The sequence below is a fragment of the Vannielia litorea genome (genome assembly GCF_900142295.1).
Classification (GTDB): domain Bacteria; phylum Pseudomonadota; class Alphaproteobacteria; order Rhodobacterales; family Rhodobacteraceae; genus Vannielia; species Vannielia litorea.
On record NZ_FSRL01000001.1, the window covers coordinates 901,565 to 917,270 of the forward strand.

The 15,706-nt window shown below is 68.4% G+C and carries 15 protein-coding genes; 13 read left to right on the plus strand and 2 right to left on the minus strand.

The genetic code is table 11. The annotated features are described in order from the left end of the window. Positions 1-25 precede the first annotated feature (25 nt). The 11 genes from BUR94_RS04605 (at position 26) to BUR94_RS04655 (ending at position 10,001) form a co-directional block, all read left to right on the plus strand. A complete protein-coding gene (locus tag BUR94_RS04605) occupies positions 26-775 on the plus strand; it encodes a maleate cis-trans isomerase family protein (protein ID WP_074257582.1) in 750 nt (249 codons plus the stop codon). After that, positions 772-1,284: a TRAP transporter small permease gene (locus BUR94_RS04610; RefSeq protein WP_074255062.1), complete on the plus strand. Its 513-nt coding sequence runs from the start codon at positions 772-774 to the stop codon at positions 1,282-1,284. The genes BUR94_RS04605 and BUR94_RS04610 overlap by 4 nt, the downstream gene beginning before the upstream one ends. Continuing rightward, positions 1,281-2,561: a TRAP transporter large permease gene (locus tag BUR94_RS04615; RefSeq protein ID WP_084192916.1), complete on the plus strand. Its 1,281-nt coding sequence runs from the start codon at positions 1,281-1,283 to the stop codon at positions 2,559-2,561. Before BUR94_RS04610 ends, BUR94_RS04615 begins: the two co-directional genes overlap by 4 nt. A gap of 443 nt (positions 2,562-3,004) precedes the next feature. Then, the gene (locus BUR94_RS04620; RefSeq protein WP_074257584.1) at positions 3,005-4,027 is read left to right on the plus strand and encodes an ABC transporter substrate-binding protein; all 1,023 of its coding nucleotides are present in this window, start codon (positions 3,005-3,007) and stop codon (positions 4,025-4,027) included. Between the two features lie 66 nt (positions 4,028-4,093). Beyond that, positions 4,094-4,945, plus strand: coding sequence for an ABC transporter permease (locus BUR94_RS04625; RefSeq protein WP_074257585.1), 852 nt, complete (start codon positions 4,094-4,096; stop codon positions 4,943-4,945). 1 nt (position 4,946) lies between these two features. Beyond that, positions 4,947-5,756, plus strand: a complete 810-nt coding sequence (locus tag BUR94_RS04630) for an ABC transporter permease (protein ID WP_074255063.1) — start codon at positions 4,947-4,949, stop codon at positions 5,754-5,756. Further along, positions 5,746-6,879, plus strand: a complete 1,134-nt coding sequence (locus BUR94_RS04635) for an ABC transporter ATP-binding protein (RefSeq protein WP_084192917.1) — start codon at positions 5,746-5,748, stop codon at positions 6,877-6,879. The genes BUR94_RS04630 and BUR94_RS04635 overlap by 11 nt, the downstream gene beginning before the upstream one ends. Beyond that, complete coding sequence (locus tag BUR94_RS04640) at positions 6,876-7,865, plus strand: NAD(P)H-quinone oxidoreductase (RefSeq protein ID WP_074255064.1); 990 nt, start codon at positions 6,876-6,878, stop codon at positions 7,863-7,865. The genes BUR94_RS04635 and BUR94_RS04640 overlap by 4 nt, the downstream gene beginning before the upstream one ends. A 21-nt stretch (positions 7,866-7,886) precedes the next feature. After that, a complete protein-coding gene (locus BUR94_RS04645; RefSeq protein WP_074255065.1) occupies positions 7,887-8,303 on the plus strand; it encodes a RidA family protein in 417 nt (138 codons plus the stop codon). 13 nt (positions 8,304-8,316) lie between these two features. Next, positions 8,317-8,991 carry a DUF1028 domain-containing protein gene (locus tag BUR94_RS04650; protein ID WP_074255066.1) on the plus strand — a complete coding sequence of 225 codons (675 nt, stop codon included), beginning with the start codon at positions 8,317-8,319 and terminating at the stop codon, positions 8,989-8,991. An 83-nt stretch (positions 8,992-9,074) separates the two neighbouring features. After that, the gene (locus tag BUR94_RS04655; protein ID WP_074255067.1) at positions 9,075-10,001 is read left to right on the plus strand and encodes a LysR family transcriptional regulator; all 927 of its coding nucleotides are present in this window, start codon (positions 9,075-9,077) and stop codon (positions 9,999-10,001) included. Here BUR94_RS04655 and BUR94_RS04660 read toward each other — a convergent pair. Together BUR94_RS04660 and BUR94_RS04665 are read right to left on the minus strand one after the other, a co-directional pair. Further along, entirely contained in the window at positions 9,998-12,073 is a 2,076-nt protein-coding gene (locus BUR94_RS04660; protein WP_074255068.1) for a TRAP transporter permease, read from the minus strand. The genes BUR94_RS04655 and BUR94_RS04660 overlap by 4 nt on opposite strands. Positions 12,074-12,168: 95 nt before the next feature. Further along, positions 12,169-13,173 (minus strand): TAXI family TRAP transporter solute-binding subunit, encoded by a 1,005-nt coding sequence (locus tag BUR94_RS04665; protein ID WP_074255069.1) that lies wholly within the window; start codon positions 13,171-13,173, stop codon positions 12,169-12,171. Between the two features lie 257 nt (positions 13,174-13,430). Between BUR94_RS04665 and BUR94_RS04670 the strand changes: the two genes are divergently transcribed. After that, the gene (locus BUR94_RS04670; RefSeq protein WP_074255070.1) at positions 13,431-14,792 is read left to right on the plus strand and encodes an aminotransferase; all 1,362 of its coding nucleotides are present in this window, start codon (positions 13,431-13,433) and stop codon (positions 14,790-14,792) included. Then, positions 14,789-15,697 (plus strand): AEC family transporter, encoded by a 909-nt coding sequence (locus BUR94_RS04675; RefSeq protein WP_074255071.1) that lies wholly within the window; start codon positions 14,789-14,791, stop codon positions 15,695-15,697. The genes BUR94_RS04670 and BUR94_RS04675 overlap by 4 nt, the downstream gene beginning before the upstream one ends. The last annotated feature ends 9 nt before the right edge of the window (positions 15,698-15,706 follow it).

Consider the following 15,706-nt stretch of genomic DNA (forward strand, 5'->3'; position numbering starts at 1 on the left):
CGGGGGCCGCAAGGCCCCCGAATTCATGCAGGACGGCGATGGCCACCGCGCCCGGATCGGCCTGATCTTCATGGCCTCTTCCGTCGTCATGGAAGCAGAGATGTGGGCGATGGCGCCCCAGGGCGTGTCGGTGCACACCACGCGGATCAAGCTTCCCAAGGTGACGGTCGAGGGCATCCAGGCGATGATGGATGCGCCCGAGCTGGAGCAGGCCGCACGGCTGCTGGCCTCGGCTCCGCTCGATGTGCTCTGCTTCGGCGGCACATCGGCCTCCTTCCTGCATGGCACCGCCTACGACAAGGCGCTGATCGCCAGGATGAAGGACTGGGCCCCCGGCCTTGCCATCAACACCGCCTCCACCGCCTCGCTCGCGGGGCTTGCGGCGGTGGGGGCCGGGCCGGTGGTGCTGGCCACGCCCTATGTGGACGAGGTGCATGCCCGCGCGATCCGGTTTCTGGAGGAGAACGGCCACAAGGTTCTGGCCAGCGACAACCTGCGGATCGACGAGGATCAGGCGCTGGCGGAAGTGCCGCTGGAAAAGGTCTTCGACATGGTCTGCGAGATGGATCACCCCGAGGCCGAGGCTGTCTTCATCAGCTGCACCAATTTCCGGACAGCCGGGGTGATCGACGCGCTCGAGAAGGAACTGGGCAAGCCGGTTGTCAGCGCGGTGCAATCCTCTTTCTGGCATGCGCTTCGGCTGGCGGGGGTGGAGGATGACTGCCCCGGTTACGGGCAGCTCTTCAGGCAGCCCCTGCCAGGGGCCGTCGCATGATGGGCGCGGGAGAGCCTGCGGAGGCGCCGTCTCCGGGTGGCGCCCCCGCGCGCTGGGCCAGGCAGGCTCTGGAGGCGCTGGCGGCGGCGCTGATGGGCGGCATTGCCCTGCTGGTGCTGGCCAACGCGCTGGGGCGATACCTCTTTGGCAAGCCACTGCCATGGAGCGAGGAACTGGTCATCACCGCGATGATCTGGGTGGCTTCTACGGGGCTGCTGCTGGGTGCGATCCGCGGCAGCCTCATCACCTGCGACGTGCTGGTGGCGCGCCTGCCACCCCGTGCCTGCCGCCTGCTGGCGGTGGCCTGCGGCGTGATCGGCGCCGGGGCGCTTGGCTTCTTCGCATGGCAGATCCGGGCCTACCTCGGCCTCTTCGGGGGCGACGTGACCCCGATCCTGCGGATGCCCAAGGGGCTTGGCATCTCGGCGTTGATGCTGGCGATGGCGGGGATGGGCGGGGTGCTCCTGTTCCGCGCGGCGCGGCTGATGGCACGGGGTGCACGGCCATGATGGGGCTTGCAGCCGCGACCATCATCACGCTGTGCGGGCTGGCGCTTGCGGGCTTTCCGGTCATCGTTGCGCTGGCGGCCTCCGTGGTGGTGTTTCTCACCTTCTCGGGCGGTTGGATGCTGGCAATGCCGCAGCAGACCCTGGCGGGCCTCTCCGACCCGATCCTCGTGACCCTGCCGCTCTTCATCCTTGCGGGCGGCATCATGAACGCAGGCGGCATTGCCGACCGGCTGTTTGCCTTTGCGGGTGCGCTGCTGGGCTGGATGCGGGGCGGGCTGGCCCATGTGAACGTGGGCGTGAGCCTGATGTTCGGTGGCATGATCGGCACCTCGGTGGCCGACCTTGCGGGCAGCGGCTCGGTGATAATCCCCAAGATGAAGCAGGCCGGCTATCCCGGCCCCTTCTCCGCCGCGCTCACTGCCACCTCCTCGGGCATCGGCGTGCTGGTGCCGCCCTCCTCGCCGATGATTCTCTACTCGGCCGTCACCGGAACCTCTCTGGGCGCGATGTTTCTCGCCGGTGCGGTGCCGGGCCTGCTGATGGCGCTGGTGCTGATGGCGACCGTGGGGCTGCTCGCGCGGCGGCACGGGTGGAAGCCCTCGCAGGGGTTCGAATGGGGCGAGCTGATGCGCACCGGGCGGGCCGCGATCCTGCCGATGGGGATGCCCGGGTTGATCCTCGGCGGCCTCGTCTTCGGGCTCTTCACCCCTTCGGAGGCGGGCGCCTTCGCGGTGGCCTATGCGCTGTTCCTGTCGATGGTCGTCTACCGCAGCCTCGATCTGCGCGGTCTTTACCGTGTTGCGGTGGATGCCGCCGTGCTCACCGGCGAAGTGCTGATGGTGGTGGGCCTGTCGACCGCGCTGGGCTGGGCCTTGAGCCAGGCAAGGGTGCCGGTCGCGCTGGCCGAGCTGATGCAGGTGCTGTTTCCCTTCGAGAACGACGTGCTGCAAATTCTCACCCTGCTGCTGCTCGCGCTGGTGGCGGGGATGGTGCTCGATCCGCTGATCCCGATGATCATGCCGGTGTTGCTGCCCTCGCTGCTCACGCTCGATGTGGACCTCGTCCATTTCGGCGTGCTGATGGTCGTGACGGTGGCAATCGGGCAGGTGACGCCGCCGGTGGCATTGGCGCTGCTTGTGGCGGCCCGAATAGGGCAGGAGGAAGTGCTGGCCGTGACCCGGGCCAACATGCCCTTCCTCCTCGCGCTCGTCGGGTTGCTGATCCTGCTGGTTCTCGTGCCGCAGCTCTCGCTCTGGCTGCCGGGCGTCCTGATGTAGCCGCGTCCACCCGATCAGGCCTGGCCGGCGCAAGGGGCATCCTTTCGGGGGTGCCCCTTTTCGATTGTCGTCACGGGCCTCGCGCGCAATCGTCGCGGGTGCAAACTTTGCGCAGACGGCGATGCCACTGCCCAAAAATCCATCGCGCCAGTCCGGGGCTGTTTCGGCGGTTCAAGCCGGCTTGCTATAAACCATAGCATTTTCAATGTGTTGCCCCGTGCCTTCGAAGAAACCTAGCCAGCGCGAAGGATTATTGAAATGTCGCCCGCCGCACCGGTCTGCAAACCTTCTGGGCAGGGGAACAGGCACCACGGAAGGGGGCAGCATGCAGGAACGACGAGGGGAGCGGTGCAAGACCGTCGCACCACGCAGGCCTGCCCCGAACGCCACCACCTGACCACGAGGCGGAGACCCCGCCGCAGACCGACACCATGGAGACCAGCATGAACCACCCTCTCGTCGCCGCCCTGGCGCTTACCGCTCTCGGCACCGCCGCCGGGGCCGAGACCCTCACCGTCAGCACATGGGGCGGCTCGTTCCGCGACCTGATCGACGAGACCATCGCCAGGAAGTTCACCGAGGAGACCGGCGTCGAGGTCGAATACATCACCGGCGGCACCATCGACCGGCTGAACGCGGCCCAGCTCAACAAGGACGCGCCCGAGAGCGACGTGACCTTCACCACCTCGCACATCGGCTGGCTCTACCAGAACGGCGGGCTCTTCGAGGAGCTCGACATGGGCAAGATCCCCAACGCCTCCAACCTTGTCGAACAGGCCAAGATCAGCCCCGGCCACATCGGCGCCTGGGCCTATGTCTACACCATCGGCTACCGCCCCGACATGCTGCCCGAGGGCATCGACTTCGACAGCTGGGAAGACCTGTGGTCGCCCGAGCTGGCCGGCTCCATCGCCGCGCCCGACTTCGACCCCTCGCACATCATCGCCGTTTCGGCGCTGCTCTCGGGCTCGGATGCCGAGAACTGGGAGGACGGGCAGGAGAAGCTGTTGGCGCTCAAGCCCAACTTCAAGGCCTTCTACACCAATGACGCCAACTCCCAGCAGCTCATCTCCACCGGCGAGACCCCGGTGCAGATCATCCTGTCGATGAACGCCTACCACATGAAGAACGAGGGCGTGGACATCGCGCTCGCCATCCCGTCGGAAGGGGCGGTGCTGGGCGTCGATACAATGGGCATCACCGCAGGCACCGAGAAGGCCGAGCTGGCCTATCAGTTCATCAACGCAGCCCTGGATCCGGAGGTGCAGGCCCAGATCGCCCAGATCAAGAAGGGCAGCCCGGTGGTGACCGGGGTGGAGCTGCCCGCCGAGGTGGCCGAGCTGCCGGGCGTCTTCACCACCGCCGAGCAATGGGACAGCCAGGCGCTGATCATCCCGCACGCGCTGCGCGCCGAGAAGACCGCCGAATGGCGCAAGTGGTTCTCCGAGAACATGATCGCCAACTGATGTTCCCGCGCCGGGCCGGAGACCCTCACCTCCGACCCGGCACCTTTTTCTGACATGAAGAACACCATGACCAAGCGACCGTTTCTGGGCTGGTTCGTCACCCCCGCAGGGCTCATCGCCATCGGCATCGCCGCCTCCTTCCTGGCGATCGTGCAATACAGCCTGCGGGCCCATGTGCCGGGCATGCTCGATCCGGGCGGCTTTACCTTCGAGAACTTCACCACGCTGCTGAAGCCCGCCTACGGCAAGGCCTTTCTGACCACGGTGCTGCTCTGCTTCTGGACGGCGGTCTTTACCCTGCTCATCGGCTACCCGCTGGCCTTCGCCATGCTGCGAACCCGCTCCGGCTGGCTCCGCGGCGCGATGCTGATCATCACCCTCACGCCGCTGTTTCTGGGCGAGGTGGTGCGCACCTATTCGTGGATCATCGTGCTGGGCAACCAGGGCTTTCTCAACTCGGCGCTGCTCGGGCTCGGCCTGATCGACGAGCCGATCTCCTTCATGTTCACCATGACCGGCGTGGTCATCGCGCTGGTGCACTTCACCCTGCCGATCGTCACCATCATGCTGGCCGCCGCCATCGCCCATATCGACCGCAGGCTGGAGCAGGCCGCCTTCAGCCTGGGCGCCGGGCGGGTGCGGGTGTTTCTCACCGTCACCCTGCCGCTCTCGGTGCCGGGCATCGTGGCCGCCAGTTCCACCGCCTTCGCCTGGACCTTCTCGGCCTTCGCCACCCCGCAGATGATCGGCGGCGGGCAGGTGGTGACGATCTCGACTCTGGTCTACCAGGTCGGCTTCGCCTCCTTCAACTTTCCGCTCGCCGCCTCGCTCTCGCTCGCGGGCCTGCTCTTTACCGTGGCCGTGCTGAGCCTCTTCAACCTCGGCATGAAGCAGATCGAGCGGCAGGGAGCCCATTGAGATGAAACGCACGCCCCTCGATCACCTGCTCGACTGGTCCGGCCGCATTCTCGTGGCGCTGATCCTCGGCTTCGTGCTGCTGCCCTTCGTGGTGGTGCTCATCGCCTCCTTCAACCACTCCAGCATCCTCAGCTTCCCGCCGCAGGACTGGTCGCTGCGGTGGTATGCGAGGGTTTTCGAGTATGACGACTTTGCCGACGGGGCGAAGAACTCCCTCGTCATCGCCGCCTTCGGCTCCACCCTGGCGCTGATCGCGGGCACCGGCTTTGCCTACGTGCTCAACCGCTACGAATTTCGCGGCAAGGCGACATTGCACGCGGTGCTGATGTCGTCGCTGGTGATCCCCAACTTCACCATCGGCCTCGGCCTGCTGATCCTCGCGGCCTCCGTCTCGATCCCGCGCAGCATGGGGCTGCTGGTGTTCCTGCACATCACCATCGTGCTGCCCTTCGTGGTGCGCTCGGTCTACGTGAGCCTGCAGAACTTCGAGCGCCAGCTCGAGGCCGCCGCCGAAAGCCTCGGCGCCGCGCCGCGCCGGGTGCTGCTCACCGTCACCCTGCCGCTGCTGCTGCCCGGCCTCGCCGCCGGCTGGCTCTTTGCCGCGATCCTGTCGTTCAACGAGTTCACCGCCTCGCTCTTCCTGGTCAACCAGCGCACCCAGACGCTGCCCGTGGCCATGTACAACTACGTGCGCGAATACGCCGACCCCACGCTGGCCGCCCTCTCGGTGCTCTACGTGGTGGCCGTCGCCGCGATGCTGATCCTCGCGCATGTCATCTTCCGGCTCGAAAAGGTCTTGAATGTTGATTGATCCCAAGCTGCACCAGCCCGCCGGGGCCGTGCCCGCCCAGCCTCCCGCCCGGACCGCCGTCAAGATCGACGGCGTATCCAAGAGCTTCGATGGCACCCTGGCGCTGGAGCCCTCCTGGCTGAAGGTCCGCAAGGGCGAGTTTCTCACCCTGCTCGGCCCCTCGGGCTGCGGCAAGACCACGCTGCTGAATCTCGTCGCGGGGTTTCTGGAGCCCGACAAGGGCGAGCTGTTCATCGACGATGCGCTGGTGACCCAGGTGCCGGTGCACCGCCGCGAGATCGGGATCGTCTTCCAGAACTACGCGCTGTTTCCGCACATGGATGTGGTCAGGAACGTCGAATACGGGCTGCGCACGCGCGGCGTGGCGGCATCGGAGGCCCGCGCGCGGGCGATGGAGACCCTCCGGCTGGTGAAGCTCGAGCAATTCGCGGACCGGCGACCCAGGCAGCTTTCGGGCGGGCAGCAGCAGCGCGTGGCCCTGGCCCGCGCGCTGGTGATCCGGCCCAAGGTGCTGCTGCTCGACGAGCCGTTCTCGGCGCTCGACCGCAACCTCAGGGCCGCCATGCAGATCGAGCTGAAGGAGATCCAGCAGGGGCTCGGTGTGACCACCATCTTCGTCACCCACGACCAGGGCGAGGCGCTCTCCATGTCCGACCGGATCGCGGTGATGTCGAAGGGCCGCATCCGCCAGATCGGCACGCCCGAGGAGATCTACGCCAGCCCCGCCGACCGCTTCGTGGGCACCTTCGTGGGCGACGCCAACCTGCTCAACGGTACCGTCACTGCCCGCGAGTCCGGCACTCTCACCCTCGACCTCGCGGGCACCTCCCTGACCCTCCCCGAAAGCGCCGCCCCCGAGGCCGGTGCCGGGGCGCAGGTCGAGCTCTTCGCCCGCCCCGAGGCCTGCCGGCTCGTCGCTCGCGGCACCCCCGGCGCCCTGCCGGCCACGGTGAGCTTTGCCGTCTACCAGGGCGCCCATGTCGAGCTGCATCTGGCCTGCCCGGCCGCCGTGGACGGGCAGCTGATGCTGCGCCTGCCGGTGGGCAACCTGCCGAAGGTGGGCGAAGCGGTGGCCGTGGCGCTGCCCGAGGCACCGGTCGTCTTCACGGGAGCGTCGCAATGAAAGCCATCGTCGCCAGCCAGCCCGGCGGCCCCGAGGTGCTCCGGCTGACCGACCGCGAGCGCCCCGAGCCCGGACCGGGCGAGGTGCTCATCGCCGTGGCCGCCGCCGGGGTGAACCGGCCCGACATCATGCAGCGCTCCGGCGCCTTGCCGGCCCCGCCCGGCGTGACCGATGTGCTGGGGCTCGAGGTCTGCGGCACCGTCATCGCGCTGGGCGAGGGGGTCGAGAGCCCCGCCCCGGGCGCAACCGTCATGGCCCTGCTGAACGGCGGCGGCTATGCCGAATACGCCATCGCCTCCGCCGCTCTCTGCCTGCCGGTGCCCGAGGGCATCAGCCCCACCGAGGCCGCCGTACTCCCCGAAGGCCTCTTCACCCTCTGGCACAACCTCTTCGAGCGCGGCCGCCTCGCGCCGGGCGAAACCGTGCTGATCCACGGCGGCGCCTCGGGCATCGGCACGCTGGGCATCCAGCTTGCGCAGGCCGTGGGCGCGCAGGTCATCACCACCGCCGGCGGCGCCGAGAAATGCGCCCGGCTGGAGGCCATGGGCGCCCGCGCCATCGACTACCGCAAAGGCCCCCATGCCGCGCCCGTGCTGGAGCTGACCGGGGGCAGGGGGGTCGAGGTGGTGCTCGACATCACCGGCGGCGAGGCCCTGGCGCAGAACCTCGACTGCCTGGCGCCCGAAGGCCGCCACGTGAGCCTGTCGTTCATGGCCGGGCCGCAGGCGCAGGTCGACCTGTCGAAGGTCATGCGCAAGGGCCTCTGGCTCACCTCCTCCACGCTGCGCCCCAAGCCTGCCCACGAGAAGGCCCGGCTGGCCCGCGCCGTCACCCGCCACCTGCTGCCGCTCCTCGGCCCCGGCAAGGTGGCGCCCGTGCTCTCCCGCAGCTTTCCGCTGGCCGAGGCGGCCCAGGCGCATCGCTGGCTCGAGGGCGGCGAGAACTTCGGCAAGGTGGCGCTCGACGTCGCCGCGCTCCCCGATTGACCCAACCCTGAACGGACCAAGATGGAACATCACCGCATCCGCCCCTTCAACACGCGCGACACCTACCCCGAGCAGAAGCTCGACAACGACCTCGCGCAGGGCGTCGTCACCCGTGGCGGCAGGATCGTCTGGCTGCGCGGACAGTGCCCGCAGGAGCTGGACACCGCAGAGAACATCGCGAGCCATGACCCGGTGGAGCAGACCCACAGGGTGATGCAGAACATCCGGCAGCTGATCGAGGAGGCCGGCGGGCGGATGGAGCACCTGGTGAAGGTGGTGGTCTACATCACCGACGTGCGCCACCGCGAGGCGGTCTACCGGACGATGGGCGAGTACATCAAGGGCGTGCACCCCGTCTCCACCGGGCTGGTGGTGCAGGCGCTGGCCCGGCCCGAGTGGCTGGTCGAGATCGACGGCACCGCCGTCATCCCCGACTGAGGGAGCGGCCCGCATGACCTTTTCCCTCGTGGCCCATTGCCCGCAGACAGGCCAGTTCGGCATGGTCGTCTCGTCCTCCTCGCCCGCGGTGGCGGCGCGCTGCGCCCATGCGCGCGCCGGCGTGGGCGTGGTGGCCTCGCAAAACGTGACCGACCCGCGCCTGGGCCCCCATGCGCTCGACCTGATGGAACGCGGCGCGACCGCCCGCGAGGCGGTGTCGATCCTCGAGCGCACCGGCTCGCACATGGAATACCGGCAGGTTCTGGCGGTGGGGAAGTCGGGGCAAAGCGCCGTCTACTCCGGCGAGAAGGTGCTGGGGCTCTGGTCCTCCGCGCAGGGCAATGATGTGGCGGCGGCGGGCAACCTGCTGGCCGATGCGGGCGTGCCCGAGGTGATGGTGGGCCGCTTCCTGCACAGCGCCGGGCCGCTGGGCGACCGGCTGATCGGGGCGCTGCGTGCCGGGCTGGAGGCGGGTGGCGAGGCGGGGCCGGTGCATTCGGCCGGGCTCCTGCTGGTCGACAGGCAGAGCTGGCCGCTCGCGGAGCTGCGCATCGACTGGACGGACGCCTGCCCGGTCACGGCGCTCGAAGCCGCCTGGGCCACCTACAAGCCCCAGATGGCCGACTACGTGGCCCGCGCGCTCGACCCCTCCGCCGCACCCTCCTACGGCGTGCCGGGCGACGCGTGACGCCGCGACCGGGCCGCACGCGGGGCATCGCGCTTTGCCGCCGCCCGCGCTAGGCTCGCCCTGACCCCCTCGGAAGGACGGATATGCCCCTGCGTTTCACCCTGCGACAGCTCGAATACTTCGTGGCCGTGGGCGAGGCCGGAAGCATCTCGCTGGCCTCCGAAAAGGTGAATGTCTCGGCGCCCTCCATGTCCTCGGCCATCGCCCAGCTCGAGGCGGGGTTCGGCGTGCAGCTCTTCACCCGCCGCCACGCCCAGGGCTCGGTGTTGACCGAGCCGGGCCAGGCCTTCATGGAGCAGGCGAAGAAGATCCTCGCCGAAGCCGACAAGCTCAACGACCTCGCCCACATCGTCTCCGACACGGTGCGCGGCTCGCTCCGGGTGGGCTGCCTGCGGACCTTCGCGCAGATCCTCATCCCCCAGCTGCGCCGCCAGTTCGAGGACAAATATGCCGATGTGGATTTCAGCCAGCTCGAGCTCGACCAGGCCGAGATCTTCGAGGGCCTGCGCAGCGCCCGGATCGACATCGCGCTGACCTACGACCTGGCCCTGGTGAGCGACATCGCCTTCGAGCCGCTGGTCAAGCTGCCACCCTACGTGATGCTGCCGCCCGAGCATGCGCTGGCCAGCCGCAGCACGTTGGACCTGGCCGATCTCGTCGATCACCCGATGGTGCTGCTCGACCTGCCGCACAGCTCCGATTACTTCCTGTCGCTCTTCCGCAGCCTCGGGCGGCGGCCGCAGATCATCGAGCGGACGCGCGAGATGGCGGTGCAGCGCAGCCTCGTGGCCAACGGCTTCGGCTTCGGTCTGGCCAACATGCGCACGGTCTCCGACACCGCGCCCGACGGCAAGCCGCTGATCTTCCTGCCGCTCTCGGGCAATCCCGAGCCGCTGAACCTGGGCATCGCCACCACGCGGGCGGTGCATGTGTCACGTCGGGTGCAGGCCTTCATCGACCATTGCCACGACCTGGTGGACGCCCGAAGGCTGCCCGGCCTCGTAACCTAGGCCGCGCCGCTGGCCCGCAGACGCGGCAGAAGCTGCCGCAGCGCCGTGGGCACGACGAGCGCGAGGCCGATGGCGGTTGCGGTCAGGCTCGGGGCCACCAGCAGGATCGCCGCGAAGGTCAGCACCAGCCGCTCGATGCGCCAGAGCGGCGCGTAGAGCCAGCCCGACACCGCCGAGGCCAGGATCCAGATGCCCGCGACCGCGCCGAAGAAGGCCAGCGAGAAGGCCTCCCAGGTAAAGCCGTCGGTCACGATCAGCAGCGCCGGCTGGAAGGCGAAGACGAAGGGCACCAGTGCCTTGCCCATCGAGAGCCGGAAGGCGGTGTTGCCTGCCTTGAAGGCATTGGCATTGGCGATGCCCGCGCCCGCATAGGCCGCCATCGCCACAGGGGGCGTCACATCCGCGAGCACGCCGTAGTAGAACACGAAGTAATGCGCCACCATCTGCTGGACGCCCAGCATGCCGAGGATCGGCGCGGCCACCGCGACCATGATGATGTAGTTCGCCGTGGTCGGGATGCCGCAGCCCATCAGGATGCAGACGATCGCCGTCAGGATCAGCGTGAAGAGCAGGGTCATGCCGTCGACGCTCATCACCTCGAAAGGCAGGAAGGCCAGCGTCTCCTGCAAGCTCACGGCCCAGCCCTGGGCGATGGAGGTCACCATGTAGGCGATCTTGAAGCCCACGCCGGTGAGGGTGACCACGCCGATGACCACGCCCACGAGCGCGGCGGCGGCGGTGACCGAGAGCGACTGCCTGGCACCGAGGATGAAGCCCTCCCAGACGCCGTGCAGCGTGCCCTTGATGCCACCGAGGAGGCCCGAGGCCATGACCTGCTGGATCGCCATCACGACGATGCAGGCCGAGATCGAGTAGAAGGCGGCGGCAAAGGGGGTGCGCCCCGAGAGCAGCACCGCCACGAGGATGATGAGCGGCACCACCGAGAGCCAGCCGGCCTTCAGCACCTTCCAGGCGTTGGGCAGTTCAGCGGGCGACAGGCCGCGCAGCCCGAGGCGGCGGGCTTCGAGGTGAACCTGCACCAGCACCCCGAAGAAGTGCATGAAGGCAGGCACCAGCGCGGCGGTCAGGATCGTGGTGAGCGGCACGCCGAGGTATTCGATCATCAGAAAGGCCACGGCCCCCATGACCGGCGGCGTGATCTGCCCGCCGGTCGAGGCGGCGGCCTCCACGGCGGCGGCGAAGTGGCGGGGGTAGCCGATCCGGATCATCGCCGGAATCGTCAGCGAGCCGGTGGTGACGGTGTTGGCGATGGAGGAACCCGAGATCGAGCCCAGCAGCGCCGAGGACAGCACCGAAACCTTGGCCGGGCCGCCCGCGTAGCGGCCGGCGAGCGCGGAGGCGATGTCGATGAAGAGCTGGCCCAGCCCGATCCGGGTGGCCATGACGCCGAAGAGCACGAAGTGGAACACATAGGTGGCGATCACGCCGAGCGCGGTGCCGTAGATGCCCTGCGAGGTCAGGTAGAGGTGGTTGACGATGTTCGACCAGCTCGCGCCGGGATGCACGAAGATGCCGGGCATGGACTTGCCGAAATAGGCATAGGCGATGAAGAGCATCGCGATCACCGGCAGGGGCCAGCCCATCGAGCGGCGCACCGCTTCGAGCAGCACCACGATGAGGATGGTGCCCATGACCACGTCGATGGGCAGCGGGTTGCCGACGCGGAAGGCGAGATCGGCGTAGATCCAGGGCACGTAGAGCGCGGCCGCGAGGCCTGCGAGGCCCAGCACCCAGTCGTAGAGCGGCAGGCCCAGCGGGGTGAGGGCGGAGTTGCCCAGCTCCTTTCGGCCGAAGGCGGAGAAGCTGAGGAACACCACCAGCAGCGTCACGCCGAGGTGCAGCCCGCGATGCACCGTGGCCTGCGGAATGCCGAAGCCCGCGGTGTAGAAGTGGTAGCAGGAGAGCACGAAGAGGATCGCGCCGGTGGCCAGCGTCAGCGGCCAGACCAGCAGGCGGAACCGCAGCTCCGGGTCGAATTCCTCTTCGATCGCCTGAAGCTCGTCGGCACTCAGTTCGCGGATGTCATCCATGGATCTGCGCTCTTCGGCCATCGGTCTCGCTCCTGTCGGGGTAGGGAAAGGGGGCCGCGACGTGGCGCGCGGCCCCCCTTGATGTCGTCAGACGGTCGGCATGGTGCCGCGGCCCGTCACTTCAGCAGGCCGGCTTCCTTGTAGAACTTCTCGGCGCCCGGATGCAGCGGGATGCCGACGCCGTTCAGCGCGGTCTCCTTGGTGATCGACTTGCCCTTGGCGTGGCCGGCGTCGAGTTGCTTGCGGGTGTTGTCGTTCCACAGCGCCTTGGTGATGCCGTAGATCAGGTCTTCGGGCTGGTCGGCGCTGGTGATCCACTGCGCGCCCACCGAGAGCGTGTTCACGTCATCGGCGTTGCCCTCGTAGGTGCCACCGGGCACCGTGTCGGCGGCGAAGAAGCCGTAGGTCTCGCAGATCGACGGCGCTTCCTCGCAGGAGATCGGCACCAGCTTCACATCGTGCTGGCTGGCCAGCTCCGAGATCGCGCCGGCGGGGTAGCCGCCGACGAAGAAGAAGGCGTCCATCGCGCCGTCGCGCATGCGGTCGGCGGCCTGGTCGGGCTTGAGGTACTCGGGCTGGATGTCGGCCTCGCTCAGGCCGTATCCCTCGAGGATGATCTTGGCGTCAACCAGCGTGCCGGAGCCCGGCTCGTCCATCGACACCTTCTTGCCCTTCAGGTCGGCCACCGAGCTGATGCCCGAGCCCGCCGAGGCCACGAGGTGGATGCTCTCGGGGTAGAGGTTGGCGATGGCGCGCAGGCTCTCGACGGGCTCCTTGCCCTCCCAGATGCCGGTGCCGGTATAGGCCCAGGTCGCCACGTCCGACTGCGAGAAGCCCGATTCGAGCGTACCGCCGGCGATGGCGTTGATGTTGGCCACGGAGCCGTTGGCCGAGAGCGCCGAGGCCACGAGACCGGGCACGCCGCAGGAGCCGCCCTCGTCGCAGCCGCGCGAGCCCGGCGGGTTGGAGATGGCGTTGGCCAGCAGGCCGCCGATCGGGTAGTAGGTGCCCGCCGTGCCGCCGGTGCCGATGCGGAAGAAGGCCATTTCCTGCGCCGAGGCTGCGGAAACGGTGAGGCCCAGCGCGATGGCCGCGCCGGTGAGCATGTTCAGGGGCTTCATGTGAGTGCCCTCCCTGTTTGTTATGACTGGGGCGAGCCTATGTCCAACAGCGGGGCAATCTCAAGAGCACATCTGCAAGTGCCTGCCTCCTAACGGAAAACACCCGCCGCGCGGCGGATGCTCCCTCTTGTTCGGGCCCTGGCGGGATCGGGCCGGTTCAGCGGGCCGGAGCCTGTGCACGCCGCGCCCGCGCTTCCATCCGACCCGGGTCGCAGAGCCCTCTGCCGCCCGGCCGCCGAGAGGTCTAAAGTCGCGCCATGACTGATTCCTCCTCCGACACCAAAGACATCCACCGCGCCGACCGGCACTTCCTCCACCCCTGGGAGGACGTGACCGCCATCGGCGAGACCCCCCGCACCGTGCTGACCGACAGCGAGGACATCTACGTCACCGACAGCGACGGCAAGCGCATGATCGACGGGCCGGGCGGCATGTGGTGCGTCAACGTGGGCCACGGCCGCGAGGAGATCATCGAGGCCTGCGCCGCCCAGATGCGCCGTCTCAGCTACTTCTCGCCCTGGTCGATGGCCTCCGACGTGGCGGCCAACCTCGCCAGGCGCCTGGCCGCGCTGGCGCCGGGCGACCTGAACAACGTGTTCTTCACCACCGGCGGCTCCACGGCGGTGGATTCCGCGCTGCGCTTTGCCTTCTTCTACAACAACTGCCTCGGGCGGCCGGAGAAGAAGCACATCATCTCCAGGGTCAACGCCTATCACGGCTCCACCTACCTCACCGCCTCCTGCTCGGGAAAGATGCGGGAGAAGGCGGAGATGGACATGATCGAGGATCACATCCACTTTCTGTCCTGCCCCAAGCCCAAGGACCGGCCCGCAGGCCAGTCGCTGGAGGCGTTCCGCGACGAGAAGGTGGCGGAGCTGGAGGCGATGATCCTGAGCGTCGGCCCCGAGAAGGTCGCCGCCTTCATCGCCGAGCCGGTGATGGCCTCGGGCGGGGTGATCGTGCAGCCCGAGGGCTACCTTGCCGCCTGCGCCGAGGTCTGTGCCCGGCATGACGTGCTCTTCATCGCCGACGAGGTGGTGACGAGCTTCGGGCGGCTCGGGCACTACTTTGCCTCCGAGAGCGTCTTCGGCGTGCAGCCCGACATGCTGACCACCGCCAAGGGCCTGACCTCGGGCTACCAGCCGCTGGGCGCGCTCTTCATCTCCGACCGGCTGATCGCCGAGATCACCGCGGCCACCAACGAGGGCAAGGGCTTTACCTCCGGCTTCACCTATTCGGGCCACCCGGTTGCCTGCGCAGCCGCCATGGCCAACCTCGACATCTTCGAGCGCGACGGGCTGCTGGAGCACGTTCGCCGCATCGCGCCCTATTTCGAGCGCGCCCTGCGCTCGCTTTCCGACATTCCGGTGATCTCCGACATCCGGGTGATGGGCCTGATGGCGGGCATCGAATGCGAGCTCGACCCGGCCAACCCGGATGAAGACCGAGACATGGCCTTCGCCGCCCGCGTCGATGCCGCCTGCCAGCGCCACGGGCTGCTCCTGCGCCCGGTCTACAACGCCTGCGTGATGTCGCCGCCGCTCATCATCACCGAGACCCAGATCGACGACATGGTCCGCATCCTGCGGCGGGGCTTCGAAGAGGCCCTGGCGGCGTGAGCTTTCTCGCCGTCCTCGCAAATCCGATCCTGCCGGTCTTCGCCATCCTCGCGCTGGGCTGGGGGCTGGGCAAGGGCGGGCAGCTGAGCGAGGAATCCGCCCGCACCATCAACCGTTTCGCCATGACGGTGCTGGTGCCCATCGTGGTGCTCGACCTGCTGTGGAACGCCCCGTTCGAAACCTTCCGCCTCACGCCCATCCTGCTCTACTCGGCGGCGCAGGTCATCCTCTTCGCGCTGGGCTACCAGCTGGCAAGGCGGGTCTTCGGGGCAGGGCCGGGGGAGTCGGTGATCCTGGGATACGCGGGGATCTTCGCCAACAACGTCTTCTACGGGCTGCCCATCGGCGTGCTGCTCTACGGCGAGGGCGGAGTGCTGCCGATCACCATGGTCGTGGTGCTCGACAGCACCATCAGCTTCGGGGGCACCATGTTCGTGCTCCAGGCCCTCAAGCTGGGCCGGGTCTCTCCCGGCGCCGTGCTGGCCATCTTCGCCCGCACGCCCACGCTGCTGGCGATCTTCGGGGGCTCGGCGCTGGGCATCGCGGGCGTGCCGGTGCCGGCGCCGATCCAGACCTTCCTCGATTTCAACGGCGTCGCCGCCGCGCCGGTGGCGCTGTTCTCGCTGGGCGTGGTGCTGAGTGCTGTCGCCTTTCGCTTCGATCCGGCGGTGGCGGTGGTGAGCGCCATCAAGCTTGTGGTGTTTCCCGCGCTCGTCGCGCTCCTGCTGACCCTCTTCGCCGGCGGATGGGAGGCCAACCGCCTCTTCGTCTTCGCCGCCGCGCCGCCGACGGGCGCCATGGCCATGAGCCTCGCGCTGCTCTACGACGTGCCCGCGGCGCGGGTGGCGCAGGTCATGGTCTGGACCGCCTTTCTCAGCCTCTTCGTGCTCGCCGCGCTCGCCTGACCCGGCCCG

Coding starts and splice junctions, on each gene's coding strand:
- BUR94_RS04635 (WP_084192917.1), top strand. CDS start 5,746: ATGTTGATTGATCCCAAGCTGCACCAGCCCGCCGGGGCCGTGCCCGCC.
- BUR94_RS04620 (WP_074257584.1), top strand. CDS start 3,005: ATGAACCACCCTCTCGTCGCCGCCCTGGCGCTTACCGCTCTCGGCACC.
- BUR94_RS04615 (WP_084192916.1), top strand. CDS start 1,281: ATGATGGGGCTTGCAGCCGCGACCATCATCACGCTGTGCGGGCTGGCG.
- BUR94_RS04650 (WP_074255066.1), top strand. CDS start 8,317: ATGACCTTTTCCCTCGTGGCCCATTGCCCGCAGACAGGCCAGTTCGGC.
- BUR94_RS04605 (WP_074257582.1), top strand. CDS start 26: ATGCAGGACGGCGATGGCCACCGCGCCCGGATCGGCCTGATCTTCATG.
- BUR94_RS04655 (WP_074255067.1), top strand. CDS start 9,075: ATGCCCCTGCGTTTCACCCTGCGACAGCTCGAATACTTCGTGGCCGTG.
- BUR94_RS04625 (WP_074257585.1), top strand. CDS start 4,094: ATGACCAAGCGACCGTTTCTGGGCTGGTTCGTCACCCCCGCAGGGCTC.
- BUR94_RS04670 (WP_074255070.1), top strand. CDS start 13,431: ATGACTGATTCCTCCTCCGACACCAAAGACATCCACCGCGCCGACCGG.
- BUR94_RS04665 (WP_074255069.1), bottom strand. CDS start 13,173: ATGAAGCCCCTGAACATGCTCACCGGCGCGGCCATCGCGCTGGGCCTC.
- BUR94_RS04660 (WP_074255068.1), bottom strand. CDS start 12,073: ATGGCCGAAGAGCGCAGATCCATGGATGACATCCGCGAACTGAGTGCC.
- BUR94_RS04630 (WP_074255063.1), top strand. CDS start 4,947: ATGAAACGCACGCCCCTCGATCACCTGCTCGACTGGTCCGGCCGCATT.
- BUR94_RS04610 (WP_074255062.1), top strand. CDS start 772: ATGATGGGCGCGGGAGAGCCTGCGGAGGCGCCGTCTCCGGGTGGCGCC.
- BUR94_RS04645 (WP_074255065.1), top strand. CDS start 7,887: ATGGAACATCACCGCATCCGCCCCTTCAACACGCGCGACACCTACCCC.
- BUR94_RS04640 (WP_074255064.1), top strand. CDS start 6,876: ATGAAAGCCATCGTCGCCAGCCAGCCCGGCGGCCCCGAGGTGCTCCGG.